The sequence below is a fragment of the Halovivax ruber XH-70 genome, from assembly GCF_000328525.1.
Lineage (GTDB): Archaea > Halobacteriota > Halobacteria > Halobacteriales > Natrialbaceae > Halovivax > Halovivax ruber.
Map to the genome: position 1 here is coordinate 510,660 of NC_019964.1, position 26,040 is coordinate 536,699.

26 protein-coding genes are annotated in these 26,040 nt (G+C 64.8%); 10 read left to right on the forward strand and 16 right to left on the reverse strand.

From position 1 onward, the window contains the following. Nucleotides 1-155 precede the first annotated feature (155 nt). Nucleotides 156-1,298 carry a Fic family protein gene (locus tag HALRU_RS02285; RefSeq protein WP_015299800.1) on the reverse strand — a complete coding sequence of 381 codons (1,143 nt, stop codon included), beginning with the start codon at nucleotides 1,296-1,298 and terminating at the stop codon, nucleotides 156-158. 133 nt (nucleotides 1,299-1,431) lie between these two features. Next, nucleotides 1,432-1,764: a DMT family transporter gene (locus tag HALRU_RS02290; protein ID WP_148680405.1), complete on the reverse strand. Its 333-nt coding sequence runs from the start codon at nucleotides 1,762-1,764 to the stop codon at nucleotides 1,432-1,434. Nucleotides 1,765-1,887: 123 nt separating this feature from the next. Between HALRU_RS02290 and HALRU_RS02295 the strand changes: the two genes are divergently transcribed. The 3 genes from HALRU_RS02295 (at nucleotide 1,888) to HALRU_RS02305 (ending at nucleotide 6,852) form a co-directional block, all read left to right on the forward strand. Further along, nucleotides 1,888-2,685 (forward strand): TrmB family transcriptional regulator, encoded by a 798-nt coding sequence (locus HALRU_RS02295; RefSeq protein WP_015299802.1) that lies wholly within the window; start codon nucleotides 1,888-1,890, stop codon nucleotides 2,683-2,685. Nucleotides 2,686-2,875: 190 nt separating this feature from the next. Next, complete coding sequence (locus tag HALRU_RS02300) at nucleotides 2,876-4,705, forward strand: S8 family peptidase (RefSeq protein ID WP_015299803.1); 1,830 nt, start codon at nucleotides 2,876-2,878, stop codon at nucleotides 4,703-4,705. Nucleotides 4,706-5,313: 608 nt separating this feature from the next. Then, entirely contained in the window at nucleotides 5,314-6,852 is a 1,539-nt protein-coding gene (locus tag HALRU_RS02305) for a S8 family peptidase (RefSeq protein ID WP_015299804.1), read from the forward strand. 7 nt (nucleotides 6,853-6,859) lie between these two features. Here HALRU_RS02305 and HALRU_RS02310 read toward each other — a convergent pair whose 3' ends face one another. Next, a complete protein-coding gene (locus HALRU_RS02310) occupies nucleotides 6,860-7,216 on the reverse strand; it encodes a cell division protein SepF (protein WP_007699084.1) in 357 nt (118 codons plus the stop codon). Between the two features lie 315 nt (nucleotides 7,217-7,531). On the opposite strand from HALRU_RS02310, the gene HALRU_RS02315 reads away from it, so the two are divergent. From HALRU_RS02315 to HALRU_RS02330, 3 genes are all read left to right on the forward strand, one after another. Beyond that, on the forward strand, nucleotides 7,532-8,122 hold the full coding sequence (locus HALRU_RS02315; RefSeq protein ID WP_015299805.1) for an AsnC family transcriptional regulator: 591 nt from the start codon (nucleotides 7,532-7,534) through the stop codon (nucleotides 8,120-8,122). A gap of 85 nt (nucleotides 8,123-8,207) precedes the next feature. After that, nucleotides 8,208-10,868 carry a heavy metal translocating P-type ATPase gene (locus HALRU_RS02320; protein WP_015299806.1) on the forward strand — a complete coding sequence of 887 codons (2,661 nt, stop codon included), beginning with the start codon at nucleotides 8,208-8,210 and terminating at the stop codon, nucleotides 10,866-10,868. 349 nt (nucleotides 10,869-11,217) lie between these two features. Continuing rightward, nucleotides 11,218-11,415, forward strand: a complete 198-nt coding sequence (locus HALRU_RS02330; RefSeq protein WP_007699075.1) for a heavy-metal-associated domain-containing protein — start codon at nucleotides 11,218-11,220, stop codon at nucleotides 11,413-11,415. Between the two features lie 99 nt (nucleotides 11,416-11,514). Here HALRU_RS02330 and HALRU_RS02335 read toward each other — a convergent pair whose 3' ends face one another. Then, nucleotides 11,515-11,928, reverse strand: a complete 414-nt coding sequence (locus HALRU_RS02335; protein ID WP_015299807.1) for a DUF302 domain-containing protein — start codon at nucleotides 11,926-11,928, stop codon at nucleotides 11,515-11,517. Nucleotides 11,929-12,185: 257 nt separating this feature from the next. Between HALRU_RS02335 and HALRU_RS02340 the strand changes: the two genes are divergently transcribed. Further along, complete coding sequence (locus HALRU_RS02340; protein WP_015299808.1) at nucleotides 12,186-12,905, forward strand: DUF1028 domain-containing protein; 720 nt, start codon at nucleotides 12,186-12,188, stop codon at nucleotides 12,903-12,905. A 68-nt stretch (nucleotides 12,906-12,973) separates the two neighbouring features. On the opposite strand, the gene HALRU_RS02345 is transcribed toward HALRU_RS02340, so the two are convergent. Next, on the reverse strand, nucleotides 12,974-13,453 hold the full coding sequence (locus HALRU_RS02345; RefSeq protein ID WP_007699066.1) for an RNA-binding protein: 480 nt from the start codon (nucleotides 13,451-13,453) through the stop codon (nucleotides 12,974-12,976). Nucleotides 13,454-13,566: 113 nt separating this feature from the next. Between HALRU_RS02345 and HALRU_RS02350 the strand changes: the two genes are divergently transcribed. Further along, nucleotides 13,567-14,184, forward strand: coding sequence for a TMEM175 family protein (locus HALRU_RS02350; RefSeq protein WP_015299809.1), 618 nt, complete (start codon nucleotides 13,567-13,569; stop codon nucleotides 14,182-14,184). A 125-nt stretch (nucleotides 14,185-14,309) separates the two neighbouring features. Further along, nucleotides 14,310-15,650 carry a metallophosphoesterase gene (locus tag HALRU_RS02355; protein WP_015299810.1) on the forward strand — a complete coding sequence of 447 codons (1,341 nt, stop codon included), beginning with the start codon at nucleotides 14,310-14,312 and terminating at the stop codon, nucleotides 15,648-15,650. A 190-nt stretch (nucleotides 15,651-15,840) separates the two neighbouring features. Here the strand turns inward: HALRU_RS02355 and HALRU_RS02360 are convergent, their stop codons facing one another. After that, on the reverse strand, nucleotides 15,841-16,656 hold the full coding sequence (locus tag HALRU_RS02360; RefSeq protein ID WP_015299811.1) for an ABC transporter permease: 816 nt from the start codon (nucleotides 16,654-16,656) through the stop codon (nucleotides 15,841-15,843). After that, nucleotides 16,653-17,699, reverse strand: coding sequence for an ABC transporter ATP-binding protein (locus HALRU_RS02365; RefSeq protein WP_015299812.1), 1,047 nt, complete (start codon nucleotides 17,697-17,699; stop codon nucleotides 16,653-16,655). The genes HALRU_RS02360 and HALRU_RS02365 overlap by 4 nt, the downstream gene beginning before the upstream one ends. A 117-nt stretch (nucleotides 17,700-17,816) precedes the next feature. Here HALRU_RS02365 and HALRU_RS02370 point away from each other — a divergent pair, with 117 nt between their 5' ends. Continuing rightward, nucleotides 17,817-19,187, forward strand: coding sequence for an RNB domain-containing ribonuclease (locus HALRU_RS02370; protein WP_015299813.1), 1,371 nt, complete (start codon nucleotides 17,817-17,819; stop codon nucleotides 19,185-19,187). 105 nt (nucleotides 19,188-19,292) lie between these two features. Here HALRU_RS02370 and HALRU_RS02375 read toward each other — a convergent pair whose 3' ends face one another. The 9 genes from HALRU_RS02375 to rtcA all read right to left on the reverse strand — a co-directional run bounded on the left by HALRU_RS02375 (nucleotide 19,293) and on the right by rtcA (nucleotide 26,040). Beyond that, nucleotides 19,293-19,637, reverse strand: coding sequence for a HalOD1 output domain-containing protein (locus HALRU_RS02375; RefSeq protein WP_245547770.1), 345 nt, complete (start codon nucleotides 19,635-19,637; stop codon nucleotides 19,293-19,295). A gap of 73 nt (nucleotides 19,638-19,710) precedes the next feature. Beyond that, complete coding sequence (locus HALRU_RS02380) at nucleotides 19,711-20,361, reverse strand: helix-turn-helix domain-containing protein (protein WP_015299815.1); 651 nt, start codon at nucleotides 20,359-20,361, stop codon at nucleotides 19,711-19,713. Between the two features lie 160 nt (nucleotides 20,362-20,521). Further along, complete coding sequence (locus HALRU_RS02385) at nucleotides 20,522-20,809, reverse strand: hypothetical protein (RefSeq protein ID WP_015299816.1); 288 nt, start codon at nucleotides 20,807-20,809, stop codon at nucleotides 20,522-20,524. 173 nt (nucleotides 20,810-20,982) lie between these two features. Further along, nucleotides 20,983-21,387, reverse strand: coding sequence for a type II toxin-antitoxin system VapC family toxin (locus tag HALRU_RS02390; protein WP_015299817.1), 405 nt, complete (start codon nucleotides 21,385-21,387; stop codon nucleotides 20,983-20,985). Next, complete coding sequence (locus HALRU_RS02395) at nucleotides 21,384-21,641, reverse strand: AbrB/MazE/SpoVT family DNA-binding domain-containing protein (RefSeq protein ID WP_015299818.1); 258 nt, start codon at nucleotides 21,639-21,641, stop codon at nucleotides 21,384-21,386. The genes HALRU_RS02390 and HALRU_RS02395 overlap by 4 nt, the downstream gene beginning before the upstream one ends. 57 nt (nucleotides 21,642-21,698) lie before the next feature. Further along, nucleotides 21,699-22,283, reverse strand: a complete 585-nt coding sequence (locus HALRU_RS02400) for a GNAT family N-acetyltransferase (protein WP_015299819.1) — start codon at nucleotides 22,281-22,283, stop codon at nucleotides 21,699-21,701. 160 nt (nucleotides 22,284-22,443) lie between these two features. Next, on the reverse strand, nucleotides 22,444-23,574 hold the full coding sequence (locus tag HALRU_RS02405; RefSeq protein ID WP_015299820.1) for a hypothetical protein: 1,131 nt from the start codon (nucleotides 23,572-23,574) through the stop codon (nucleotides 22,444-22,446). Between the two features lie 113 nt (nucleotides 23,575-23,687). Further along, complete coding sequence (gene kdgK1 / locus HALRU_RS02410; protein WP_015299821.1) at nucleotides 23,688-24,641, reverse strand: bifunctional 2-dehydro-3-deoxygluconokinase/2-dehydro-3-deoxygalactonokinase; 954 nt, start codon at nucleotides 24,639-24,641, stop codon at nucleotides 23,688-23,690. A gap of 232 nt (nucleotides 24,642-24,873) precedes the next feature. Then, the gene (rtcA, locus tag HALRU_RS02415; protein ID WP_015299822.1) at nucleotides 24,874-26,040 is read right to left on the reverse strand and encodes an RNA 3'-terminal phosphate cyclase; all 1,167 of its coding nucleotides are present in this window, start codon (nucleotides 26,038-26,040) and stop codon (nucleotides 24,874-24,876) included.

Here is a 26,040-nt window from a genome sequence, read left to right on the forward strand (position 1 = left end):
CGGTCGTCGCCGAACCACGGTGGCGCTCGACCGCCACGTGATTAGGGATAGGGGGGAGATATCTAACTAAACCCGCCGATCGTCAGCTGCTGGTTACCCCATCTCCATCCAGTGGGGCGTGCCATTCCGGTCGGCCGACGGTCGACCGCGTTCGGTTAGCCCGAGTCCAGCACCGAAAGCACCTCTGGCGCCTCGTAGACCTTGTTGCGCTCCTGGCCGGTCGTTTCAACGACGATACCCTCCGCTTCGAGCGCCTCGATGGCGTCGTAGACGGAGGGTTTCGAGCGGCCGGTCGCCTCGACGGCGCGGGGACCGGTGAGGTAGGGCTGTTCGAAGACGTAGTCGACGAGTTCGCGCGCGGTGGGGAAACTCGGGAATTTCGCGCGGTAGTCCTCGCGGAGGTCGGTCAGGGCGACACCGCAGTCGTAGGCGTCGATGGCCTGTTCGGCGATGGCGTCCAGCACGAAGACGGCCCATTCCTCGTAGGCGCCGTCGGTACTGACTTGCAGCAGCTTCTCGCGGTAGGCGATCCCGTGACGTTTGAAGTAGGCGCTGAGATAGAGGTACGGCCCCGGAAGGAGGCCGGCCTCGTAGAGTTGAAGCATGATGAGCAGGCGGCCGAGGCGGCCGTTGCCGTCGCGGAAGGGATGGATGGCCTCGAACTGGTAGTGGACGAGTGCGGTGTCGATCAGCGGCGGGTACTCTCCGCGCCGCAGGTACGAGAGACACTGTTCTAAGAGGAGGTCGACGTAGTCCGGACTCGCCGGGACGAACGACGCGCCGTCGGGGCCGTCGTCCGGCGCCCCGATGTAGACGGGGACGTCGCGAAGCTCTCCCGGCCGGTCCTCCTCGCCGCGGACGCCGCCCAGGAGTTTTTCGTGGAGGGTTCGGATCAGTTCGACGTCGATCGACGCACCTTCATCGAGTCGTTCGAATCCGTGGGTGACGGCGTCGACGTAGTTGTACGCCTCGCGGACGTCCGCGAGCTCCGCGGCGGCGCGTTTCGGCGATGCGCCGACCTCGTGGGCGTAGATGTCCGAAATCGTGACGTTCGTCCCCTCGACCTGCGAACTCATCGCGGCCTCACGGTGGACGAACGGTGCGATCAGGAGCGTCGGATTTTCGAGGTGGCGTTCGAGCGTCGCCAGCCGACCCAGGGCGTACTGGGCGTCGCCGTAGACCGCGAGCAGGTCCTCCGTGAGGGTGAGATCCGGCGGTAAACTGGCCGGGCGATGGCACGGAAGCCCGTCGTAGTCGTCGATTCGGCCGGGCCCGTCCGCGAAATCGGCTGGGTCCATCTTACTACCAGTGGTGACGCACCCGACTTAAGTTATTCGGAGAGGCAAATCCCTAACTACTGTGCGTGTTTGCGACCGCTCCGTTAGCCCTCGTTCGAACCCTGGGTATCGGCTGTGAGGCCGGCAGCGTCGATCAGTGCGTCGACATCTCGGAGAGCACGTTGACGCAGTAGACGCCAGCGATGATGAGGAGCAAGCCGACGATCCCGGCCGCATCTATCGAGTCGTCGAACGCGACGAACCCGATCGCCGCCACCCCGACGATCCCGAGCGCCGCCCACGTCGCGTAGACGACGCCGATCGGCAATTCATCCAGCGTCAGCGACAGCAGGTAAAACGCCAGCCCGTATCCGACGACGACGCCGACGCTCGGAACGGGCCGCGAGAACCCCTCCGAGAGCTTGAGCGCGGTCGTTCCGACGAGTTCGGAGAGGATCGCCGCGGTGAGCAGTGCGTACGGATTCATGTCGATCCCTTTCACCGGTCCCGATATGTACGCGGTGAAATCCGCCACCACTTGCGCCACGTTGTCCGCTTGGGGACCGATCGATCCAGCAACGCTTATTCCGTTCGCTGTGACGGAGCCGCTATGAGCGGGTTGAGCGAACTCGGGCTTTCGAGCTACGAGGAGCGGGTGTACCGCGCGTTGTTGGCGCTGGGATCGGCGCCGGCGAGGACTACTGCGGAGCGAGCGGACGTCCCGACCGGCCGAATCTACGACGTGTTGGGCAGCCTGGCCGCCCGCGACCTCGTCGCGAGCCGGACCGACCGGGAGCCGACTCGGTACGTGCCCGTCGACCCGGACGAGGCCGTCGACCGACTCCTGGCGGCCCGCCGTCGCGATCTCGACCGCCGTGAGGCGGAGTACCGCGAAACCGCCGCGGCCGTTCGCTCGGAACTCGCGCCGGTGCCGCCGATCGAAACCAGGTTCTGGCCGACCGACCTCGGAAGCGAGGCTGCCGTGACGCTCTGGGAGGAGCAAGCCCGAACGGCGACGGACTGCCTGCGCCTCGTCGTCGGCGCACCGTACGACACGGCCGAGTGGGCAGACTACGCCCCCGAAGTTGCGCCCGCGGCGCGGATCGACGGCGACGTCACCGTTCGACTCCTGCTGGCCGAGTCCGTCCGGTCGACGATGCCGGACCACGCACTCGCCGACCTCCACGACGAATCGATGGCACTTTCGATCCGGGTCGGGCCCGACATTCCGGTCACCTACGACGTGGTCGACGAGGAAGAGGTGAGCGTCGACATTCCAGACCCGTTCGATCCGAGGGATCGACTCGGCGTCGTCATCTCTCGCGAGGAGTCGTTCGTTCGCGAACTGGCCGAGCGATTCGATCGCGCTTGGGAGGCTGCAACCCCGGTACCGGGGTCCCAGAATTGACGCGATCAGTCGACTGTACGGCGTACTGCGGCGCGACACTGGGCTGCACCGCATTGTGAATCTGTTCTCATTTCGCCGTTCTACTTTTGATAATTGGCATAACTGTGTTCTATGGTTACAGGGATTGGGGGTAACCATCCAGTACGCTTATTCTTCAACCATGCCGAGTGTAACCGTGACGTGAATTACCATGTCAAATGATAGAGTATCACGACGAACGGTCCTTCGGGGCGTCGGCGCAGGGGCAGCGACAACAGCACTGGCAGGAAAGGCGACTGCGAGCAGTCACGACGAGTACGTCGTCGGACTCGCGCGCGGTACCGGGCCTGGGGTGGCAAAAGAGGCGGCGGCGTCGGTCCGGCGCGAGTTCGACTTCGGCGGCGTCGGAACGGCTGTCTCCGGCACGTTCTCCGAGCAAGCGAGGAAGGCGCTCGAGAATAACCCGAACGTGCGATACGTCGAGGCGAACGACCAGATGCAAGCGCTGGCCCAGGAGACGCCATGGGGGATCGATCGCGTCGACGCGGACGTCCTCCACGATAACGGCGAGACCGGTGACGGTGCGGACATCGCCATCCTCGACACGGGCATCGACTCGGATCACGCCGACCTGCAGGCGAACGTTGCGGGCGGGAAGTGCTTCGCCGACGAGTGTTGCGGCCAGGCCAGCGGCGGGATCGGCGGCTGTGACGACAACTCGAACGGGTGCTCCGAACCGTGGGATGACGACAACGATCACGGGACCCACTGCGCCGGATCGGCCGACGCCGTGGACAACGCGGAGGGCGTCGTCGGCGTCTCGACCGAAGCGAATCTCTGGGCCGGCAAGGTTCTGAACGGCTGCGGCTCGGGGTCGTACGACAACATCGCGGCCGGCATCGAGTGGGCAGCCGACCAGGGCTTCGACGTCGCCTCGTTGAGTCTCGGCGGCGAGGCCTCCCAGGTCGTCAAGGACGCCTGCCAGTACGCGTACGACAACGGCGTGTTGCTGGTCGCCGCGGCGGGCAACGATGGCGAGTGCACGGACTGCGTCGGCTACCCCGCCGCGTACGAGGAGTGTATCGCCGTCTCCGCGACCAGCGAGGACGACTCGCTGGCGAGCTTCTCCTCGACGGGTCCCGAAGTCGAGATCGCCGCGCCGGGCGAGGGCGTCCTCTCGACGGTGCCGACGGAGTCCTCGTCGAACGGGTTGGACACCTTTTCCGGAACGTCGATGGCGACACCGCACGTGGCCGGCGCGGGCGGTCAGTTGATGGCCAGCGGGTACACGAACACCGAGGCCCGCCAGCAACTGCGCGATACGGCCGAGGACATCGGCCTGGCCGACAACGAGCAGGGATACGGGCTGCTCGACGCCGAAGCGGCCGTGCTTGGCGGGGACGGTGGTGGCGGCAACGGTGCCCCCACCGTCGACAGTCTCTCGGCATCAGAGGTCGAGACCGACGACGGCGACGCCGAGTTCGACGTCGACTGGTCGGTCTCGGACGCCGACGGCAACCTCGATAGCGTCGACCTGACGCTCACCGACGACACCGCCGGCGAGACCGAGGACACCGTCTCGGTGAGTGCCAGCGGCGACACTGCCAGCGGGACGGATCGGCTGGTCGCTACCGGCGACGACGGCTCCGGGAACGACTACACCGTCGAACTGGTCGTCACCGACGCGGACGGGGCGTCCTCGTCGGATACCGCGACGGTTAGTGAGACCGAGGACACCGGCGGAGACACCGCGCCGGCCATCGATCAGTTCGCGGTTGGAAACAGTTCGAACGGCGGCTGGGCTCGCTTCGAGGTCGACTGGGCGGTCTCGGACGCCGACGGCGACCTCTCGACGGTGGATCTCGTCATGGAACAGAACGGCTCGACGGTCGATTCCGCCAGCGAGAGCGCGAGCGGATCGAGCGCGTCCGGCACCACCCGCCTGGAGGACAAGAAGGGGTCGGGCAGTTACGACATCACCCTGACCGTCACCGACGCGGCGGGTAAGACGAGCACGCAGACGAAGACCGTCACCGCGTAGAACATCGTCGACCCCCGTCACTGTTTCTTCGGAATGGTATTGCGGATGGTGAAGAACCGTACCGGTAGCTCTTGCACAGGTGAAGGGGGTCAGTGCAGTATCATCGTCGCTTCCGTCGCGTGATGTATCCCTATTGTCACTGTGAAACCGCCAGCAGGCGTCCGCTCGCCAGCGTACGCGAACCAGTCAATTAGAAAATATAATTAGGAAATAGCTAGTGGTTATGTTGTTATATGGTTACCAAAATCTGCCGCTATCGACTCGCCGTCGTGGGAAATTGAACGTGCGTTTATTTGTGTTTTTGGCTGAGATATTCACGAACGTCTACCGAATCAGGTAATAGTTGAAGAGTGAAAAAATATTAAAATACGATGGTATTGTGCTGGTGGGTAGGCGCATGCTGTGTTCGAACGTACCACGCGGCCGGAACGTCGGACGACCGGCACCGGGAGGGCGGCGGACGTGACGACGCGGTCGGGTCGAAAGGAGCGACGGGCCGAACCCGATAGTCGGTTCGAGTCGGTGGGCGAGCGCGGGTCCTGTGACCTGCGCGAGGTATCGCGGGCGGACGTGTCGGGCGAACGGGCGCCGTGCGCCGGGAGCAATCCATGCCAGCAGAATCACCAACACGACGAACGGTACTCAGAACCGCCGCGGCCGGCGCGGCTGCAACGGGCTTCGCTGGAACAGCACTTGCCGAACCGACCGGACGCACACTCGTCGGGCTCCAGCCCGGCAGCGACGCCTCGGTCGCGACCACCCAGGCAGAGTCGGTCCACCGGGAACTCGACTTCGGCGACATCGGCAGGGTCGTCGCCGGGACCTTCTCGGACAACGCCATCTCGGCGCTACAGAACAACCCGAACGTCAGGTACGTCGAGAAGGAGGGCCGTATGCACGCGCTGGCTCAGGACGTGCCCTACGGCATCGACATCGTCGAGGCCGACGTCGCCCACGACAACGGCGAGACGGGCGCCGGGGCGGACATCGCCATCGTCGACACCGGTATCGACCAAGATCACCCTGATCTGCAGGCGAATCTCGGAAACGGCGCCGACTTCACTGGCACCGGATCGTGGGACGACGACAACGGTCACGGCACCCACTGTGCCGGCATTGCCAACGCGGACGACAACACCGAAGGCGTCGTCGGCGTCTCGACGGAGGCGACTCTTCACGCGGCGAAGGTACTCGACAGCGGCGGGGGCGGCAACTTCTCCGATATCGCGGCTGGCGTCGAGTGGGTCGCCAACCAGGGCTACGACGTGGCCTCGCTCTCCCTCGGTGGGTCGACGGGCAGCTCGGCGCTGGAGGACGCCTGCCAGTACGCGACCAACAACGGCGTGCTGGTCGTCGCCGCCGCCGGCAACGACGGCGAGTGCTCGGATTGTGTGAGCTACCCGGCGGCTTACGACACGGTGATGGCGGTCAGCGCGACGGACTCGAACGACGATATCGCGTCGTTCTCCTCGACCGGCCCGGAGATCGATATCGCCGCACCTGGTGCGGGCGTCTACTCGACGTACAACGACGGGGGATACACCAGCCTCGACGGGACCTCGATGGCGTGTCCGCACGTCGCCGGTGCCGGTGGACAGTTGATGGCCAACGGCTACTCGAACACCGACGCACGCCAGCAGTTGACGAACACGGCCGACGACATCTGTCGGTGTTCGGATGACGCTGGCGCCGGCCGTCTCAACGTCGCCGCGGCGCTCGGGCTCCAGTCACCCTCGAACTGCAGCGGGACGACGGAGTGTCAGAACGATAGTGGCGGCGGTGGCGGTTGTTTCATCACGACCGCCACCGCCGGCGAGGGCCCGACGCTCGACTCGCTGCGTCGGTTCCGCGACGAGTCGATGGCGGCGACACCGGTCGGTCGCGGCATGGTCGGGCTCTACTACCGGATCAGTCCGCCCATCGCCGACACACTGGAGCGCCACCCCGAAAGCCTGACGACGCGGGCGACCCGGAAGATCGTCGACGTGTGCGCGTCGCTGTCAGATCGGCAGGACGAGACCGACTCGCCCGTCGAGAGCGCGTCGCTCGGCGTCACGCTCACGGCGCTGTACATGGTCGGGATCACGGTCGGTGCCAGTGGGCACTTCGGCATCCGGATGCGAGAACAGCTCGATCGCACGGAGTGATCGGCCACTACTGGCCGAGCTTTTCGCGAGAGATAGAGACGCCGGTCGGCGTGACGATGATCTGGTCGTCGCCCTTCTGGACGATGTCGCCGCCGACCTCCTGGACGACCTGCCGGAGCTCGTCTAGAACGTGTTCGACGGTTTTGTCCTGCGTCCGGAGTCTGGTGATGTCTGCGACGACGAGATCGCCGTCGTAGACGGCGTCTTTGATGTCGATCGTGGCCGATTGGCCGTCGATCTCGGCGAAGCGAACGGACATCGTCGCCTCGCCAGGGTCGGCCGCGACGTCGTCGATATTGAGTTCCACGTAGTCCTCGGTCGTTCGCCCGCCGCCGCCACCGAGGATTTTGCTCATGAGGCCCATGGAACACACGTCCGCCGCCGCGAGTATAATACTTACGTCAGACGTACTTTCACCCGCCCATGGCGACGAGCTGGCCGCTGACGCTGGCGGTGTGTTCCACGTAGGCTGGCACATCTCACCACCGACCGTTCGTCGCACAGGTGTCTGCATCGAGGAGTGGGCTGTGGCAGGGGGAGTCGACCGTTGGATACCCACCACGCGCTGGGACGGCGCGTTGCCCCCCGAGTAGATTCTGTTCGAAGGTAGTACTCAGCTTCAACTTTCGATTCAAAACCGATCCGGGAGATATACTTGTCTCCGCTACCTAGCCAGACCATGCACACGCTGGACGAGACCGATCTCGAGATCCTTCGGATGCTTGGCGAAGACGCGCGTCGTCCCTTCAGCGAGATTGCCGACGAAGTCGACCTCTCGGGGCCGGCCGTCTCCGACCGGGTGAGCCGACTCGAGGAGACGGGCGTCATCAACGGGTTCACCGTCGACGTCGATCGATCGCAGCTACAGGCTGGTGTTCCGGTGTTCGTCCAGCTCACGACGGAGTCGGCTCAGCTCGCGACGATCCGAGAGCGTGTCGAGTCGGACGAGGCTGTCGAGCACGTGTTCGTGACGGCCGACGGTGGGCTCTGGTTCTACGCCCGCGCGCAGGTACAAAACGTCCGCCAGTGGCTCGACGGGGTGATCGGTGACACCGAGTCCGTCGAGTACACGGTCACGTTGATCGACGACGTCGCCTGGCAGCCATCGCTCGGCGGCACGGCCTTCGCGCTCACGTGCGCGGAGTGTGGAAACACGGTCGACAGCGAGGGCGAGTCCGAGCGGATCGACGACCGGGTCTATCACTTCTGTTGTTCTTCGTGTCAGAGCCGGTTCGTCGAGCGCTACGACCGATTCGAAGCTGGCGCATGAGGCTTTGTATTCGAAAGACTAGCCCACACCTACCTTTGCCTTCTAATCGGAAAACGGGGTAAGTGAGTGGCGCGTAGGATTGATAATGAGTACCCGAACCGCACGGCTCGAAATCCAGGGGATGAGCTGTGCCAACTGCTCGCAGTCGGTCACCGACGCGGTGGAAGCGCTCGACGGCGTCACCGGGGCCAGCGTGAACTTTGCAACGGACGAAGGATCAGTCACGTACGACCCCGCGAAGACCTCGTTGACCGAGATCTACGACGCGATCGACGGGGCCGGCTACCACGCTCGTCGCGAGACGGTCTCGATCGGCATCTCCGACATGACGTGTGCGAACTGTGCCTCGACCAACGAAGAAGCGCTCGAACTGGTCCCGGGTGTCGTCGAGGCGACTGCGAACTACGCGACGGACGAAGCGCAGGTCGCGTACAACCCGGCCGAGGTCGACCGCGCAACCCTGTACGACACCGTCGAGGAGGCCGGTTACACGCCGATCCGCGACGACGGAGACGACGAGACCGAGCAGGATCGGCGCGACGCCGCCCGCAACGAGGAGATCCGGAAACACCTTCGACTGACGCTGTTCGGGGCCGTCCTCTCCCTTCCAATGTTGCTCTTCATGGCCGACATGATCTTGCTCGGGGGGACGATATTCCCCCACTCGATATTTGGCGTCGAACTCAGCTGGGTCGAGTTCCTCCTCGCGACGCCGGTTCAGGCGGCACTCGGCTGGCCGTTCTACAAGAATTCCTACAAGGCCATCGTGACGAACGGCCGGGCGAACATGGACGTCCTGATCGCGCTCGGCTCCTCGACGGCCTACCTCTACAGCGTCGCGGTCTTGCTGGGGCTGGTCGCCGGCGATACCTACTTCGATACGGCTGCGTTCATCCTCGTGTTCATCACGCTGGGGAACTACCTCGAGGCCCGCTCGAAGGGACAGGCGGGCGATGCGCTTCGAAAGCTCCTCGAGATGGAGGCCGAGACGGCCACAGTCGTCCGCGACGACGGCACCGAGGAGGAAGTGCCGCTGGAGGACGTGACCGAGGGCGACCGGATGAAGGTTCGCCCCGGCGAGAAAATTCCGACCGACGGTGTCGTCGTCGACGGTCAGTCCGCCGTCGACGAATCGATGGTCACCGGCGAGTCGGTCCCCGTCGAGAAACGTGACGGCGACGACGTCGTCGGTTCGACGATCAACGAGAACGGCGTGCTGACCGTCGAGGCGACGAAGGTCGGCGAGGATACCGCCCTCCAGCAGATCGTCCGCACGGTGAAGGACGCCCAGTCACGCCAGCCGGAGATCCAGAACCTCGCCGACCGGATCTCGGCGTACTTCGTTCCGGCCGTGATCGTGAACGCCCTCTTCTGGGGGATCGTCTGGTTCCTCTTCCCCGAGGCGCTCGCAGGCTTCGTCGACTGGCTCCCGCTGTGGGAGCAGGTCGCCGGCGGCCCCTCCGAAGCCGGCGGCACCATCTCCGTCTTCGAGTTCGCCATCGTCGTCTTCGCCTCCTCGGTGCTCATCGCCTGTCCCTGCGCGCTCGGATTAGCGACGCCTGCCGCGACGATGGTCGGGACCACGATCGGCGCGCAAAATGGCGTCCTCTTCAAGGGCGGTGACATCTTGGAGCGTGCGAAGGACGTCGACACCGTCGTCTTCGACAAGACGGGAACCCTCACCGAAGGCGAGATGGAGCTAACCGACGTCGTCGTGTTCGACGGTGACGGCACGCCCGCGGCTGACGGGGGCGAGCCGGCGACCGACGGCGGACAGGTCGAAGGCCGTAAGCGCCTCGACGAGGACCGCGTGCTCGAACTCGCCGCGACGGCTGAGCACGGCTCGGAACACCCGCTCGCGCAGGCGATCGTCGACGGTGCCGAGGAACGCGGTATCGACGTCGATGCACCCGACGACTTCGAAAACGTCCCGGGGCACGGCATCCGCGCGACGGTAGAGGGCTGGGAGCCGCGTCGCGGCTCCGGCAGGGCGAGCGGAGAGCGGAGCGAACCGAGAGCGACCGAGGTTCTCGTCGGCAATCGCAAACTCCTCAGGGACGCGGGGGTCGACCCCGAACCCGCCGCGGAAACGATGGAACGGCTGGAGAACGAGGGCAAGACGGCGATGCTGGTGGCTGCCGACGGCGAACTCATCGGCGTCGTCGCCGACGCCGATACCGTCAAGGAGCGCGCGAAAGCCGCCGTCGCCGATCTCCACGATCGCGGCGTCGACGTCATGATGCTCACCGGCGACAACGAGCGGACGGCCCGCGCGGTCGCCGAACAGGTCGGGATCGAGCCCGACAACGTCCGCGCAGAGGTCCTGCCCGAGGACAAATCCGACGCGGTCGAGGCGATTCAAGCGGAGGGCCGCAAGGCGATGATGGTCGGTGACGGCGTCAACGACGCGCCCGCGCTGGCGGTCGCCCACGTCGGGACGGCGATCGGTAGCGGCACCGACGTCGCCATCGAGGCCGCGGACGTCACGCTGATGCGCGACGACCCGGTCGACGTCGTGAAGGCGATCCGCATCTCCGACGCGACACTCCAGAAGATCAAGCAGAACCTCGTCTGGGCGCTCGGTTACAACACGACGCTGATCCCGTTGGCCTCGCTGGGCCTGCTCCAGCCCGTGCTGGCCGCGGCCGCGATGGCGTTCTCGAGCGTGTCGGTGCTGTCGAACAGCCTGTTGTTCCGCCGGTACAAGCCGGACGAGGACTATCGCCTCCTCGGCTGGCTCCGCTGACGGGGCGAACACCGTCCAGAACCGATTCTCACTGCGGACCTGCCGTTTCTGGATCTAGCCTCGTCGATCGGTGACGACGCCATCCGAAGTCCGTCTCTCTCTCTCTCTCTCTCTCTCTCTCTCTCTCTCTCTCTCTCTCTCTCTCTCTTTTTAACTCACTCCCGTCACGGACGCTCCGTCGGTTCCAACACTTCGATCGGCACGAACACTTCGATCGGCACGACCACTCCCGCACACGCAAAGCACACCGCACAGAAAGTTTTGGCGTGCGGGTTTTGCTGGCGGTATCGCTTTGCATTCGAAGCAGCAAGTGGGAAAGTCGTCCAACCCCTACTATCGGACGACCGATATGCCAGAAACGATCACTGTCGAAGGAATGACGTGCGGACACTGTGAACAGACGGTCGAATCGGCGCTCGAAGACGTCGACGGCGTCACGACGGCGACCGCAGACCGTGAGGCGGAGTCGGCCACCGTCGAGGGAGATGTCGATCCGACCGCGCTCGTCACTGCAGTCGACGACGCGGGCTACGACGCGTCCGAGTAGGGCCGTTCACTATCCACTCTCTGTCTACCGACGGGTGACGAGGTTGTCCCGGTACGCTCCCGGGCGACAGTCGACCCGCTTCGACTGTGTCGATGGGACTCAGGCGTCCGAGTCACCGAGCGACTCGTCGATCGTCTCGACGACGCGCTCGTATCGCTCGTGTACTTCCTTCCCGATCGCGTCCAGTTCGGACGACTCGGCGAGGTCGAGGAGTGGTATCGCGTCGACCGCGTTCACCGCGATCGCTCCTTCGTCGGTCTCGTAGACCACGACGTTGCATGGCAACAGTGCGCCGAGTTCGATCTCCTCGCCGAGTGCTTCGTGTGCGAGTCCGGGGTTGCAGGCGCCGAGAATGCGGTACTGTCGGAACTCCTCGTCGAGTTTTTCCGCAAACGTCGCCTGGACGTCGACGTCGGTGAGGACGCCGAACCCCTCGTCTTCGAGCGCGTCGATCGTCTCGTCGACGACCTCGTCGAACGATCCTCGAACAGTCGTCTGTATTGTATATACCATACAAGATAGTGCGTGCGGACGGCCTTAACGATGTGTGGTCCGGATTGCCTGCCGAGCCATCCGACAGCAGACGGGCCTGGATGGTTCCTCGGGGATTGGACACGGTTAATTCGTCGAGCGGTGGGTCGGCTAACACGCCCAGAAGTGGACCGGGTTATACGCCGAGAGCGGCGAATCGATTCCGACTCGCGTTCGTGTTTCATGCACGATTCTCCTCGAAACCCGCATTTATCCCCTCCTGGTCAGTGTACTCGGCTATGACGTTCAGTCTCTGCGTTGGCGAGCACTACGAGGACGACGAGGGCAACGAGCAGCATCGCTTCGGCGTGGCGGTGACGACACGGCTTCCCGCAGTGGGAACCCTTTGCCCGTTCGTGAGCGAGAACGGCGCCATCGCCACTCAGAGTCTGGTGAACGTCGACCTCGGGCAGGACGGCATCGCCTACGTCGACGACGGACTGGCCGTCGACGACGCACTCTCGGCGTTGCTCGCCGCGGATGACGGCGCACCCCAGCGTCAGCTCCACGGCGTGGACGCCGATTCGACGTTCGTCTTCTCCGGCGACGAGTGCAAACCCTGGTACGGCCACCGCGAGGGCGACCGCTACACCGTCGCCGGCAACCTCCTCACGGGTGAATCGGTGATCGAGTCCGTCGCCGAGACGTACGAGGCCCAGCGCGACGAGGACCGTCCGCTCGCCGAACGCCTGATCGACGCCCTCGAAGCCGGGCAGGCCGAGGGCGGCGACAAGCGGGCGGACCTCGAGGTGCAAAGTGCGGCCCTGCTCGTCGCGGATACCCAGGAGTACGCAGTCGAACCGTCGTACAACGACCTCCGGGAGGACGCCTCGCGCGAGCCGATCGCGGACCTGCGAGAAACGTACGAACTCGCCGTCGAAGGCCACGAAGCGCTGCTGGAACGGTACGAGGACGCCTACGAGGAGGACTCGATGGACGACGTGTCGTCGGCGGAGTAACACGCCCGCTCGAGCGCAGCCACTGATTGTTCACCTGTTGACTGATTGCTCATCTGCTGACTGGCCGCTCACCCGCTGAACGTGTACAGGTCGTCGCCGACGAAGTGAAGCGAGTCGATCACCTTGCCGGAGTCGCCGAGCAGGTCGTCACTATCGACGCGCGAGCGACCGACGGCAAGCACCTTCTCGTGGGACTCCTCGGCGATCAGAACGAGATCTCCCTCGGCGACGTCGCCGCGGACGTCGGCGATACCGGGCCGCATCACGTCGGCGCCGTCGCTGACGAACGAGACGGCCCCGGCGTCGACGATCACGAGCCGATCGGACGGCTCGGTGGCGTTGGCCCCGCGGACGGTCAGGAACGGTTCCTCGTCGAAGTACGCGACCAGCGGTTCGCCATCGACGAGGACGACCTCCCAGTCTGAATCTTCGAACTCGACCAGTTCGTAGGCGTCCCCGTCCAGATCGACGCCGAGGCGGTCACCGACGGCCGTCTCGACCGCCGAGACGTCGTCGCTTCGGAGGTGGTGGCGCGATTTCACCTGCATACTCGCCCCTTCCGTGCGCGCCCATTTAACGGGTGAGGTTCGCCCCGAATCGGGCGGTCTCGCCGAGTGTGTCTCCGGACGAGCTTTTCGTCGCTCGGGGTCGAGAGAGGCGTATGGTCGCTCTCCTCGGTGGCGACGGCACCGACCGCATCGAGGCGCTGACCGACGGGGTACTCGCCATCGTGCTCACGCTGCTCGTCTTGCAGTTCGAGGTGCCGGACGTGGCGCCGTCAGCGCTGCCCGCGGCGCTGGCCGACCAGGAGACGCTGGTCGTCAGTTACGTGCTGAGTTTCGCCATCGTTGGCCTCTACTGGACGATCCACCACAGTCTCTTTCGGGATATCGTCGAACACGATCGCCTCCTCCTGTGGCTCAACCTCTGCTTCTTGCTCTCGATCTCGTTTCTCCCGTACCCGACGGAGGTGCTGGGTACGTACGGGACGACGTTCGCCTGGATCTTGTACGCCGTGAACCTCTCGCTGGTCGGCATCACGCTGACCGCCGTCTGGGCGTACGCCGCCCACGCCGGGTTCACGTCCGACCGGATCGACGCCCGTCTCGCTCGCCTGATCACGATTCGCGGGCTCATCTCGCCGGCGACGTTCACCCTCTCGATCGCCGTCGCAACGGTGAACCTCTCGATCGCGTACGTCGTTCCCCTCCTCATCGCGCCGCTTCAACTGCTCTGGGTCCGGTACTACGGGCGCGCGACCGAAGCGCTGGAACGGTGAGGATCGAGCCGCCACTGTCTCCAGCTGGTCTGTCCTGGATCGCCGCGGAGAGGGAGTTGGTGGGTCGCCCGCGTCGGGCAAACTACTATTCCGGCACCCGTGGTAGCCCGGCATCCGACACCCGAATGGCCACCGAGTACGTCTTTATCAGCGACCTTCACATGGGTGGCGAGGAGCAACTCACCACGCTCGACTGCGAGGCGGAACTCGTCTCGTTTCTGGCTGACCTCGAGGAATGCGGTGGCGACGTCGAACTGATCATCAACGGCGACGCGTTCGGCCTCTGGGAGTACGATGACGTGTCGGACCGGCCCGATACCGCGTCGGGTCCCACGAAACTCGATCGAGTGATCGAAGACCATCCGCGTGTGTTCGAACAGTTTCGCGCGACCGGCGAGGCGATCGATATCACGCTCATTCCGGGCAACCACGATTACGATCTCGCGTGCTCTCAGTCCCACGTCGATCGGCTCGCTGCGTACAACATCTCGCTGGAGCCGGCGATCGCCATCACACGGGAGGTGGGTGATGCCAGAATCTGGATCGAACACGGCCAGCAACACGACTCGAACAATCGAATGCCGGACTGGGGCAATCCGGACGCGCTGCCGGTTGGGTACTTCGTCGTCCAGCGGATCGTCGACGCTGCGGGCCGCTACTCGGATCGTGCCAGGGGCAACTGGCTCCGGGACATCCAGTCGGTCACCCCGATGGAGGAGATCCCGCGCTGGCTCTTCTCGAACTACTTCTACCGGGAGATGAGTCCGGTCCTGCGGGCGATCGTCGTCCCGCTGTTGGTGTTTTTCAACATCACGATGGTGTACCTGGTCGGGACCGTCTTGGAGAGCGCCGGTCTCGTCCCGCGGTGGCTGTTCACCGACAACCCCGTCGTTAACGCCCTCGGCGTCGCCGACATCGTCCTCGAACTCATCATCGCTATCAACGTCGTGATCGTCGCGATCTTGCTGTTGCTCGCGGTCCCGTTGTGGTTTTTCAGACGCGATCTCAAACACACGCTCGGGCGATTCGGCGTCATGCTGTCCGGTGTTCGCGTCGGCCAGGGGGACGAACCGTTCCTGAACGCCGCGCGAGATGTCTTCGAATCTCACCCGGACGTCGCCGTTTTCGTCTACGGGCACACCCACCGCGCGTCGCTCACCCGGTGGGGCGATCGCGTCGTCGTCAACACCGGTACCTGGTTGAAGAAACTCCAACACGTGGAGACGTGGTTTGCTCGCCTTCCCGGCATCTACTACCCGACGTTTCGGCTAACCGCGGTTCACATTGCCGCGGAGGACGACCGGATCGTCGTCGAGTTCGACGAGATCGAACGGGACGATTCGGCGGATCTCACACGATTTCAGCGACTCGTTGCCCGCCACCCACCGGCCACGAATCCGATTCCCGCCCGAACGGTGATCGACCCCGACGGTCCCCTCGACGTACCGACTGAGGAGGACGAGTGAGCGCGATCCCGACGACCCCCTCGACGTGCCGCCCGAGGAGGACGAGTGAGCGCGATCCCGACGCGACGTGCTGAACGGCCGCAGCCGAGAGAACCGGGACGATGCGGCGTTCCGACCGTGACTGGCCGGGTGACCACACGCCGGCTCCCGAGAAGATGGGCCCCTCGCAATCAGTGGGCTGCCCGATGGTCTAGAGGTCGGTTCGGTCGAAGCGCAGGTAGCCAGCGAGGGGAAGCAGGACGATCCAGGCGAGCAGGACGACTGCAGCGAATTCGACGCCGGAACCGCTCCCTGCTAGCGCGATCGACTCGGCGGTCGATTCGGGAAGCATCCACACGAAAATCTCTTCGACGGCCAGGTTCGGCGACAGCGTCAGGACGTACTCCGTCCACCACGGCGAGGTGGCTGGCCGCTCGAATCCATTTAGCAGGTACGCGAGGCCCGAGGGAACGATTCGCCAGGCGAGGACGAACATGAGGTAGACGCTGAAGGTGGCGACCGAGGCCCACGATGGCGAGCGAACGCTCGCCGAGATGGTGATCCCGGCGGCCGTGTAGGCCAGTGCGAGCACGAGCGAGACGAACAGGAACGCCATGTAGGCCGCTCCAAGAACCGTCGCTCCCATGAGGACGACGACCATTCCACAGGCCCAGAGGCCGGCGACGATCACGGTCGCGACGACCAGAAATCGGCCGACGTACCCGCCGAGGACGAGGTCTCGACGGTGGTGGGGAAATCCAAGCAGGAGTTCCAGCTGGCCGTTGTGCCGGCGCTTGACGATGGTCTCGTAGGAGAGCATGAGCGCGACGGCTGGGATGATGTACGTGCCGAGCATTCCGATCAGCATGACCAACTCGTTCGGTGAGCCGAATCCATCGTTCACCGAGTTCGCGTGGATGTAGCCGAGCAGGCCGAACATCGCGGCGAACAGGACGGCCATTCCGTAGAGCTGGCGATTCCGCCGGAGGTCGCCGATCTCCTTCTGGGCGATCAGCGTCCAGCTCATCGATCTCCCTCCGTGTAGGAGACGAAGAGGTCCTCGAGCGACGTCTCCTCGGTGGTGAAGTCGCGGATCACCAGGCCGGCGTCACGCAGTTCGTCGAGGACGCCCAGCTTCGCCTCGCGGCGGCAGGTGACGACCAGTTCGTCGCTGCGCCGGCTGACGGCGTCGACTCCATCGATCGACTCGACGACGGCGACGGGATCGGCGACGGATCCCTGGCTCGGATTCGCAGGAGTCCGTTGGCCCGATCCCCTGGTCGACGACCCGGCAGTCTCACTGTGGCTTCCAGTCGCCTCCGCCGTAGCGGTCCCACCGGGGCTCCCGGTTGACTCGGCCAGACTACCCGCATCGGGTTCGAGCGTCACGGTCAGTTCACCGGTCGCGCCGACGCCGTCGCGGAGGCCGTCGATCGTGTCCACGGTGAGAAGTTGTCCGTCGCTCAAGATGCCGACGCGGTCGGCGACCGCCTCGACCTGTTCTAAGATGTGACTCGAGAAGAACACCGTCGCGCCCCGGTCGCACTCCTCGCGCACGATCTCGCGCATCGTCCGGACGCCGTGGGGGTCGAGCCCCGTCGACGGTTCGTCGAGGATGAGCAGGTCCGGTTCGCCGACGAGCGCCGTCGCGAGGGTGAGGCGCTGGGCCATTCCCTTCGAGTACCCCGTCGCCAGGCGATCGGCGGCGTGGGCCACGTCGACGCGTTCGAGCAACTCGTCGGGATCGTCGTCGGCCGCGTTCGCCTCGATGGCGTACTCGACGTGCTGGCGCCCGGTCATCGTCTCGAAGGGGGCGAATCCCTCGGGGAGGACGCCGGTCTCGCGCCGGACGGCGACGGGATCGGTCGCCACGTCGTGGCCGAGGACTTCGACGCGACCGTCGGTCGGGTGCGTATAGCGCAGGAGGATATCGATCGTCGTCGACTTACCGGCCCCGTTTGGACCGAGGAAGCCGAAGACCTCGCCGCGCTCGACAGTGAGGTCGATGCCGCGGAGGGCGGCGACGTCACCGTAGCGCTTCGTGACGCCGCTGAGTTGGATGGCGGCCATGGCTGGCGGTTTCCAGGCCCAACGTGTAAACGTTGCCATCAGTCTCTGTCGCCATCGTGAGTCGGCGAGGGTCCGGGTCCCGACACGACTTTCACCCGGTCGCTCCAAGGAGGGGCTATGAGCGACGACGCACCGGTCGGCGAGGAGACGCCGGCCACAGACGATGCCGAGGAAGCGCCCGCCGATCAGGCGGCGGACGACGCCCAGGCCGAAGCCGGCACGGCCGAGGGGCAGGGTCCCGTCCTGATCGACGAGGAGTTGGCGCGCCACCTGGCAAACAAGCGCGACGACCTCTTCGAGAAGTTCGAGATCCGCGACGAGTTCCCCGAAGCGGTCCATCGAGAGGCCGAAGAGCTGACTGGCGACGTCCAGAACGACATCGACGAGGCGATCGACGACCGTCGGGACTTACGCGACCTGACGACGTGGACGACGGACCCGATCGACGCCCAGGACTTCGACGACGCCATCTCCGTCGAGGAGCGCGAGGACGAGTACATCCTCTGGGTGCACATCGCGGACGTCACCCACTACGTCCACCCCGAGTCGGCAATGTGGGCCGAGGCCGTCGAGCGCGGGAACACGGTCTACCTGCCGGGGTACACCATCCACATGCTGCCGCCGATCCTCGCGGAGTCGGTCTGCTCGCTCGTTCCCAACGAGGAGCGCTTCGCCCACACGGTCGAGATGCACTTGGACAAGGAGCACCTCGGCTACGAGTCGATCGACATCTACAAGTCCGTCATCGAGTCCGACGAGCGGCTCACCTACAGTCAGGCCGAGAACCGACTCGACGACCCGGACGCGCCGCTGCACGAGGAGAACGCGCTCGTCTACGAACTCGCCGACCAGATGCACGAACAGCGCAAGGAGGACGGCTCACTCGTCCTCAACCCCTCGCGCGATCGCGCCCACACCATCATCGAGGAGTGCATGTTGAAGGCCAACAAGGCCGTCACGCACACGCTCATGTGGGACCGCGGCGTGGAAGCGATGTACCGCGTTCACCCACAGCCGAGCCCCGACGAGTGGTCGAAGGCGCTCCAGGAGATCCAGGAACTCGACGGCGTCTCGATCCCCGGCGACAAGTGGGACGACCCGCGAAAGGCCGTCAACGCCACCTTAGAGGAGGCGCCCGGCCGCCAGCTCGACAAGATCCAGTGGGCCGTGATGAAGGTGATGCCCCGCGCGAAGTACATGAACGACCCCTTCGGCGGTCACCACGCGCTCAACTTCGAGATCTACGGCCACTTCACCAGTCCCATCCGCCGGCTTAGTGACCTGATCAATCACTGGATCGTCTACCAGAACGACGTCCCGGAGAACCTCGTCGCGCTCTGTGACCGCGCCAGCGACAAACAGAAGGACGCCGAACAGTGCGAGCGCGAGTACAAACAGTTCCTCCAGGAGGTCGGCCTGGACCCGATGGCGGTCAACAACCGCGGAATCGAGGTCGTGGACGCAGAAGACGCGGAGACGACGATCTAATTACAGTTCAGCTGGTCGATATGATAGCAGTAGCAGGCGTTCTTTGTCACCATTCGCGAGTTTCTCCACCCAGCGTCGAATCTCAATATAGACGGCTCCTGCCGATTATGCCCCTTCGATCGGGTTCGCCTCGATGACGTCTTCGCTCGTGACTGTGATGGTAAACCCTTCATATTCGAACGAAATGTTGTCGCAGGTTCCGAAACCGGTCGCTGATTCGGTCGCCAGTTTATCGAGTGCGTCCGTCTCGATGACGGACTGCAGCGGTGTCAAACTTCGTGGCGCTCTGTCGAGTGCGGTCGCAACGACCGAGACGATCGCCAAACTCGTCGAGTCACGGGTGTTGTCGTACGTCGCCTGGAACGAGTCAGTTTCTCCATCGAATTCGATCGGACTCAGTGATTCGGTGATCTCCGGATTTGCAGGTATCGAGCAAAATTGGTCCATCATCAACTAGAGTCCGTCGACGGGGTAGAGGGTGGCTTTTGCTCACGCAATACGTTTTTATATGGGGTGGCGACAGCTACTCGTCGGGAGTGATGAGGCTGCTCGCGACGAGGCGTCGCATGCCGCGTTGCAACCGTGATGAGACCGCCTGGCGGGTGATGCCGAGCTCTGCTGCGAGATCGGCCTGCGTCGCGTCTCGTGGCGAGTCGAAGTAGCCACTCGAATACGCCAATTCCAGCGCGTTTCGTTGCCCGTCGGTCAGATCGTACTCCCGGTCGGACTTGAGCGATGAGATGGCATGGAGTTCGGTCAGCTCGATCGGGATATCGTGGTCCTGGCAGTACGTCTGAAAAGCGGAGAGATCCTGTTGTTCGCTCGCACGGAGTTCGAAGGTCCACCGCTCTTCGGTGCCGATGCCGGAAAGGAGCGTCATATCGGTGTTGACGATCGCCGTGAGAATACTCTCGTGGGCGAGGTTCCAGTCGATACGGACGAACATCTGTTTCTCCACTTTGTCGATCACTTTGATCTGATCGATCCCGATATCCTCGCTCAAATCGGTCGTGAGCTTGTCGGTGTCGTCTGCGGAAATCCAGAAGTACGGGATGACAGCCTCACCTGTCGGCACCACACGGTCTAACTCGATCGTGACGTCCGTCAATTGCTCAAAGACAGCATTCAACGGGAAGTCTGCTCGCTGGAGGGTGAATGCGGCTTCGATAGCCATACTAGCTGGCTAGGGAGCCATCCCTTTGGGTTAGTCGCCCGTCTGTCCCTCCGAACCCTTCTAACGGTCGGTCAGTCTCGGTTCGGTACTTGTCACGAGGCGCTATCGGGGACTTGTCGACGTGATACGTGCGTCGACGAAGTATCGGCCGGTTTAGTCCTCACCGAAAGCGACTCGACAGCGAAGTGACGCCCGTCGCTTCCGCAGCGATGACGACTCCGACCATACTCACCCAACTTCCCCAGACGATACTTCCTGTTCCCGAGTTAGAAATGGCGAGGTCCACACCACCGAAGACGAAGAATGCTGCAAGTACCAGGTACACAACCGTTGCCACCGTCCCGAGCATCGCCTCTCTCGTTGCGGCATAGACGGTGGCGTAGAGTACTTCCTGGTCGATACCAGGGGCCGCACCACCATCGGTGGCCGTTTCCTCTGTCGCGTCCATAGCCGTGTCTTTCCTGACTATGAGTATATACTTTGGCCGCCGAAATCGATCGGCAACGTATCGTTTCGGTTCCCACCCTTCGCTCGTCCAAACCGGCACCGCTCCGCTCTATTCCGAGCGACGACAGGCGAAGGCGACGACTTCTGGAGTACTATCCCATCAGCCGCCTGTCTTCACTCCCACCGGACGGTGGCGTGGTCGGCGATGGTTGAGTCACTCGAAAGAATCGCGTCCGTGTCGAGCCGGTCGTGGCTGGCAACGATCATTGCGTCGTGGATAGACAGGTGTGGAACGTGCGGAGCCAGTACTGAGAGCTCGTCACTATCGTGATCGACGACGGTGAGTGGGAGATCGGTTTCGAGTCGATCGACGATTGCCGTCGCATCGGCTTCGACAGGAACGCCCGCGATTTCCTCGCGCTTGTGAATTCGATACATAGACTCGATCGCAGCGATCGTCGGCAGGTAGAGCGTTGCGTCGCCGGACTCCGCTTGGCGGAATATCTCGTCAACGGTCGGCGGAAGGCTGTCGACGAGGTAGCGGATGAACGCGACGGCGTCGACGGTGTACCGACTCATTCCGTCCACTCGCTATCGCGTCGGTCTCGTATTTCCTCGGCCAGGGTCGCAGCGACGGCTTCGCGTTCCTCCTCGGTCGTGTCGTCCGGAACGAGCATGCCGCGACCGCTCGACGGTTCTCGTTTTTTCAGGACGATCCCGTCGTCGGATTCCCACCAGACGACCTGATCACCCGGCTCGATATCGAACTTCTCGCGGAGCGACTGCGGGATCGTCGCCTGTCCCTTCTGACTGACGCGAGTCGTTTCGGCCATGCGTAGTATTACTGGCTGTAAAACTTAACGCTTACTCCGTTCCACGGCGATGGAACGCTACGACAACTCCTTCTCGTAGATGTACTCACGAACCCCGCCGTCGCCGAGGACGCTCTCCTGTTCACCTACCCGCGCGAATCCGGTAGCCTCGTAGAAGGAGACGCCGACGTCGTTGTCGGCGAGTACTTCGAGCCACAGCGTCTCGAAGTGCGGACCGAGTTCGCGTTCGACCCGTTCGAGGAGGCGACTTCCCACACCCTCGCCCCAGACATCCGGCCGTGCGTAGATCCGCGAGAGCTTCGCCGTGCCTGCGAGGTCCGGGTGCGGGCCGGCGTGGGCGAAGCCGACGATTTCTGACTCGGTTTTCGCCGACTCGTCGTTGTCTGTACCGGATCGAGCGCTGTCGGCGTGGGCGGCGTCGGGTGAATCCACTCGCTCGAAGACGAGGAACGTCGCGTCGTCCCGGCCGGCGGCGTCCGTGATCTGGTCGGCGAGCGAATCGAGTGCGTACCACCGGTCGATCGTTCGGTCGACCGTCTCGGCGCCGATTACCTCGTCGTAGGCGGCGTGCCAGCTCTCGCGGGCGACGGCCTGCACGACCGCCCCGTCGTCCGGGCGGGCCGCACGGACAGGTTCAGTCACACACTTCGATCCGCACGGCGGGGGAAAAAGCGTTCGCTCGGAAGTAGTGGGGTGTCGTCTCGTCTGTAAGGAGGGCTGTTCGAGTTGCGATCGACCGGATCGATTCCGATCGCGACGATCGATTCGTGCCGGCCGTTGGGGTCAACCGACGCGAATCGTGTTATCGAAGCCGTGCACCGACGGCGGTGAGCAGGCCGAACAGTGCGGCGATCGGCCCGAAGCCGGGCAGCGAGTCGGCGCCGGGGATCGAACTGTCGCCCTCGGAGTCGTCTGCGTTCTCACCGGACATGGTCATCGTCCGCTCGGAGAAGTGGTCGATGGCGACGGCGACCGTCGCTTCCCCCTGGGCCTCGTTCGTCGAGGTGACCATGTAGCGCGGCTCTTCGCCGGCCGCACCGGCTTCGAGCTCGGACATCGAACTGGCCTCGGCGGCCGCCTCGCCGTCGACGGCGACGGAGAGGTTCTCGACGGAGCCGACGGCTTCCTCGGAGACGGTCGTCAGGACGACCGTTCCTTCGCTAACCGATCGGTCGATCGTGACCTCGACCTGGTTTGCCGTCTCGGTGCTGACTTCCGTCGTCGTCTCTTCGCTGTACGTGACCGTCTCGCTCACGAGCTCGCCATCTCGCTGCTCGACGGCGAGTTCGGCCGCGGCCGAACCGTTCGCGATGAGGGCCTCTTCGGCTTTCGCCTGTTCGTCTCGGTCGCCCTCCGCGTACGAGCGGAAGACGAGTTTCGCGTCGCTCGAGAGGTCGGCGGCGACGTTGCCGTCTTCGTTGACGGCGACGTCACCGTCACCGACGACGATGAACGCGCCATCGCGTTCACCCGAATCGACGACGACGACGGTGTCGCCCTCGACCGACGCCGACGCGTCGTTAGCGAGGTCGGCCTCGACGACCTGCGAACTGTCGCCAGCAGCAACGACGAGGTGGCCCTGTTGCGTGTCGTGCGCGGACACTTCGGCGCCGCTCTGGGCGCTGATCGTCGCACGGGTCTGGGTCTGGGCGGCCAGCGAGAGGCCAGTCCCATCGATATCCATCATCGTGCGGAGATCGATGTCTCCACCGAGTCCGGCGTCGGACTGGGACTGGACGCGGACGTCGCTGAACGTCTGTTCACCGTCGACGCTGAAGTCGGTGATCGCGTTCCCGTCGACGGCGAAGTCGACGTGCGCGCCCGCATAGCTCTCGTTGCCCGATTCCTGTGCTGTTACGGTTCCCGGGACGGCCATTACGAGGAGGCTCGTCACCAGGAGGAGACTCATCACGGCGGCGCGTATTCGAGTCATTGCACTCGCCACTGCACACGTGACGGAAAAACCCCTTCTGGCAAACCCGTCCAAACGTCACGAATCGAGGCGGCATCCGGCAGGTGAAACGATCTGACCGGTGCCGTCGTCCGTCACCGCGAGACGGCCGAGGCTCCGTCGGAGACGACGGATTCGACCTCCGACAGCGAGAGACGAGCGACGTCACCCGGGATCGTCCGCTTGATCGCGGCGGTCGCGGCGGCGTACTCGAGCGAGCGCTGCACGTCGTTGCCGGCGAGCCGGCGGGCGAGGAAGGCGCCGGTGAACGCGTCGCCCGCGCCGATCGGCTCGATCGTGTCGGTCTCGAACGCGTCCTGATCGTGGACGACGCTGTCGTGCCAGGCGAGCGCGCCCTGACTCCCGCGCGTCACGACGACCGTCGTGAAGTCGAACTGCGAGGCGAGCTTGTGGGCGAGCTGGCGATGGTCGCCCTCGAACCCCAGGACGGTCTTGGCGTCGCGTGCGGCGATGATCAGCACGTCGATACCCGGGAACAGCGCGGTCAACGCCTCCTGTGCCTGTTGTGGGGACCAGAGCTTCCGCCGGTAGTTGACGTCGAGGGCGGTCGTCGTCCCGGCCTTCCGGGCCGTCTGCAGGAGGTGTTTCGTCGTTTCTCGCAGCTCCGGCGAGAGCGCCGGCGTGATACCCGACGTGAAGAAGACGCGGGCGTCGCGGATCTGGTCGAGATTGAGTTCGTCGGGCGTCGCGGTGGTGACCGCGCTCCCTTCGCGGTCGTAGACGACGTTCGAGCCGCGGGGGTCGCCGCCCGTCTCGAGGTAGTAGGTGCCGACCCGGCCAGACCGACTCCAGGCGACGTCGGTCCGGATGCCGTACTGGCGCAGTTCGCCGACGACGCGCTTGCCGAGCGGCGTCTCCGGGAGTTTCGACAACCAGGTCGAGACGGCGCCGAGGCGCTCCGCCGCGACGGCGACGTTGCTCTCGGAGCCTGCCGCCTGCACCTCGAAGGAGGTCGCCGCCTCGAGCCGGTTGTCCCCCGGCGGCGAGAGCCGGAGTAACGACTCGCCGAAGGTGACGAGATCGCTCATCGCGCCCTCCGTGCCCCGCCGCGGGGCACCGTCGTTCGCGTGTGGTGGTCGCTCATAGGCGGTGACACGCGAGGACGTGTCATAAGTGGTGGCCTTCCTGTACCGTCGGCACGGTCGGATAGCCGCCCTTGTGCCGGTTCAACGACCCCTATCTCCCGGTGACTGTCTGGTGGTAGCACGTGTCTACTCCGCCCTCGCGGTCGATATGGCACGCCGGCTGCCGATTCGCGTCTCACGTCGCAGTTACGAGGTGGTCAGTGCTGTCGGAGTCGACGGGTTCGGAGCCGTCGTCGGTAGCCGGGACCGGCTCGCACACCAGATTGTGCCCGAACGCGTCGAGCAGCGACAGGCTCGCCTCGACGTGGTCGGTGACGGCCGGGACCCGAACACGTCCGCCGGCGAGTGCGAGCGGGACGAGCAGCTGATCGGCGAGGTGTCGATCTACCGGGGCCGTCCCCGCAACGAGCCGAACCGCGGCGGTCGCCGCCTCCTCGCCGACTCGCTCCGCTGGCTTCCCCCGCTCGCCGAGGACGTCGGTTCCCGCGATCCCGGTCTCGAAGTCGAGCCGACAGACGATGGCCGACCCGGGCGAGTCGCTCCGGGCGGTCGTCACCACGCGCTCGGTGACGAGATCGTCGTCCTGCTCGGAATTGACCACAACACCTTCCAGCCGCTCCATCGCCGCCCGCAACTGGCGCTCGGCAACGTTCTGGTCAGCGAGCGAGGCGGATTCGGTCGAATAGAGCCGCACCCCGTGGAGTGTTCCGCGTTCGTCGAGTCGGATCGGGTCCAGACTCGAGGGCGCGAGGTACAGGGTCACGTCCCCGCCGCCCGCGGGATAGAAGCCGCGCCGGTCGACCGACAGGGCGGCTTGCAGCCCAAATCGCCGCAGCAGCGGCAGTTTGACGCGGCGGTAGTAGTCGAGCGTCGGCGACCACTTCACGTCCGTTCCCCCGGTGGCAGTGAGGGTGAGCGGAGCCTCGAGTCGTGTCGCGAGCGGGAGGACGGCGTCGAACAGCAGTGTGAGGCTCCCCGCGGTCCCCAGGTCGACGTCGTACGCGCCGCCGGGAATGGCTGCCTCGGTGGTCGTACTGGCCTCCCGTTCGGTGCTATCGTCGGAAGAACGAGAACTGCCCGAACGCTCGACGGCGCCGAGTCCGGGTTCGAACGTCACTGTCTCGCTCCCGACGTCGGGGCTCGAACCGTCCGCTCCGGCGATGTCCGCGTCGCAGATGTCAGCCAGCGTCTCGACGACGGCGAGGTGTTGCGGGCGCAGTCCGGGCGTCGATCGGTCGCCGCGGACGTTCTCGATCCTGACGGGATCGCCCCGGATCGCGGCGAGTGACAGGGCCGATCGCAGGAACTGCCCGCCGGCGTCGGAGCCGTCGAGTTCGCGCAT

Excerpts from the sequence above, each read along its gene's own strand:
- HALRU_RS02285 (WP_015299800.1), bottom strand. The coding sequence starts at position 1,298 with ATGGACCCAGCCGATTTCGCGGACGGGCCCGGCCGAATCGACGACTAC.
- HALRU_RS02290 (WP_148680405.1), bottom strand. The coding sequence starts at position 1,764 with ATGAATCCGTACGCACTGCTCACCGCGGCGATCCTCTCCGAACTCGTC.
- HALRU_RS02295 (WP_015299802.1), top strand. The coding sequence starts at position 1,888 with ATGAGCGGGTTGAGCGAACTCGGGCTTTCGAGCTACGAGGAGCGGGTG.
- HALRU_RS02300 (WP_015299803.1), top strand. The coding sequence starts at position 2,876 with ATGTCAAATGATAGAGTATCACGACGAACGGTCCTTCGGGGCGTCGGC.
- HALRU_RS02305 (WP_015299804.1), top strand. The coding sequence starts at position 5,314 with ATGCCAGCAGAATCACCAACACGACGAACGGTACTCAGAACCGCCGCG.
- HALRU_RS02310 (WP_007699084.1), bottom strand. The coding sequence starts at position 7,216 with ATGGGCCTCATGAGCAAAATCCTCGGTGGCGGCGGCGGGCGAACGACC.
- HALRU_RS02315 (WP_015299805.1), top strand. The coding sequence starts at position 7,532 with ATGCACACGCTGGACGAGACCGATCTCGAGATCCTTCGGATGCTTGGC.
- HALRU_RS02320 (WP_015299806.1), top strand. The coding sequence starts at position 8,208 with ATGAGTACCCGAACCGCACGGCTCGAAATCCAGGGGATGAGCTGTGCC.
- HALRU_RS02330 (WP_007699075.1), top strand. The coding sequence starts at position 11,218 with ATGCCAGAAACGATCACTGTCGAAGGAATGACGTGCGGACACTGTGAA.
- HALRU_RS02335 (WP_015299807.1), bottom strand. The coding sequence starts at position 11,928 with ATGGTATATACAATACAGACGACTGTTCGAGGATCGTTCGACGAGGTC.
- HALRU_RS02340 (WP_015299808.1), top strand. The coding sequence starts at position 12,186 with ATGACGTTCAGTCTCTGCGTTGGCGAGCACTACGAGGACGACGAGGGC.
- HALRU_RS02345 (WP_007699066.1), bottom strand. The coding sequence starts at position 13,453 with ATGCAGGTGAAATCGCGCCACCACCTCCGAAGCGACGACGTCTCGGCG.
- HALRU_RS02350 (WP_015299809.1), top strand. The coding sequence starts at position 13,567 with ATGGTCGCTCTCCTCGGTGGCGACGGCACCGACCGCATCGAGGCGCTG.
- HALRU_RS02355 (WP_015299810.1), top strand. The coding sequence starts at position 14,310 with ATGGCCACCGAGTACGTCTTTATCAGCGACCTTCACATGGGTGGCGAG.
- HALRU_RS02360 (WP_015299811.1), bottom strand. The coding sequence starts at position 16,656 with ATGAGCTGGACGCTGATCGCCCAGAAGGAGATCGGCGACCTCCGGCGG.
- HALRU_RS02365 (WP_015299812.1), bottom strand. The coding sequence starts at position 17,699 with ATGGCCGCCATCCAACTCAGCGGCGTCACGAAGCGCTACGGTGACGTC.
- HALRU_RS02370 (WP_015299813.1), top strand. The coding sequence starts at position 17,817 with ATGAGCGACGACGCACCGGTCGGCGAGGAGACGCCGGCCACAGACGAT.
- HALRU_RS02375 (WP_245547770.1), bottom strand. The coding sequence starts at position 19,637 with ATGATGGACCAATTTTGCTCGATACCTGCAAATCCGGAGATCACCGAA.
- HALRU_RS02380 (WP_015299815.1), bottom strand. The coding sequence starts at position 20,361 with ATGGCTATCGAAGCCGCATTCACCCTCCAGCGAGCAGACTTCCCGTTG.
- HALRU_RS02385 (WP_015299816.1), bottom strand. The coding sequence starts at position 20,809 with ATGGACGCGACAGAGGAAACGGCCACCGATGGTGGTGCGGCCCCTGGT.
- HALRU_RS02390 (WP_015299817.1), bottom strand. The coding sequence starts at position 21,387 with ATGAGTCGGTACACCGTCGACGCCGTCGCGTTCATCCGCTACCTCGTC.
- HALRU_RS02395 (WP_015299818.1), bottom strand. The coding sequence starts at position 21,641 with ATGGCCGAAACGACTCGCGTCAGTCAGAAGGGACAGGCGACGATCCCG.
- HALRU_RS02405 (WP_015299820.1), bottom strand. The coding sequence starts at position 23,574 with ATGACTCGAATACGCGCCGCCGTGATGAGTCTCCTCCTGGTGACGAGC.
- kdgK1 (WP_015299821.1), bottom strand. The coding sequence starts at position 24,641 with ATGAGCGATCTCGTCACCTTCGGCGAGTCGTTACTCCGGCTCTCGCCG.
- rtcA (WP_015299822.1), bottom strand. The coding sequence starts at position 26,040 with ATGCGCGAACTCGACGGCTCCGACGCCGGCGGGCAGTTCCTGCGATCG.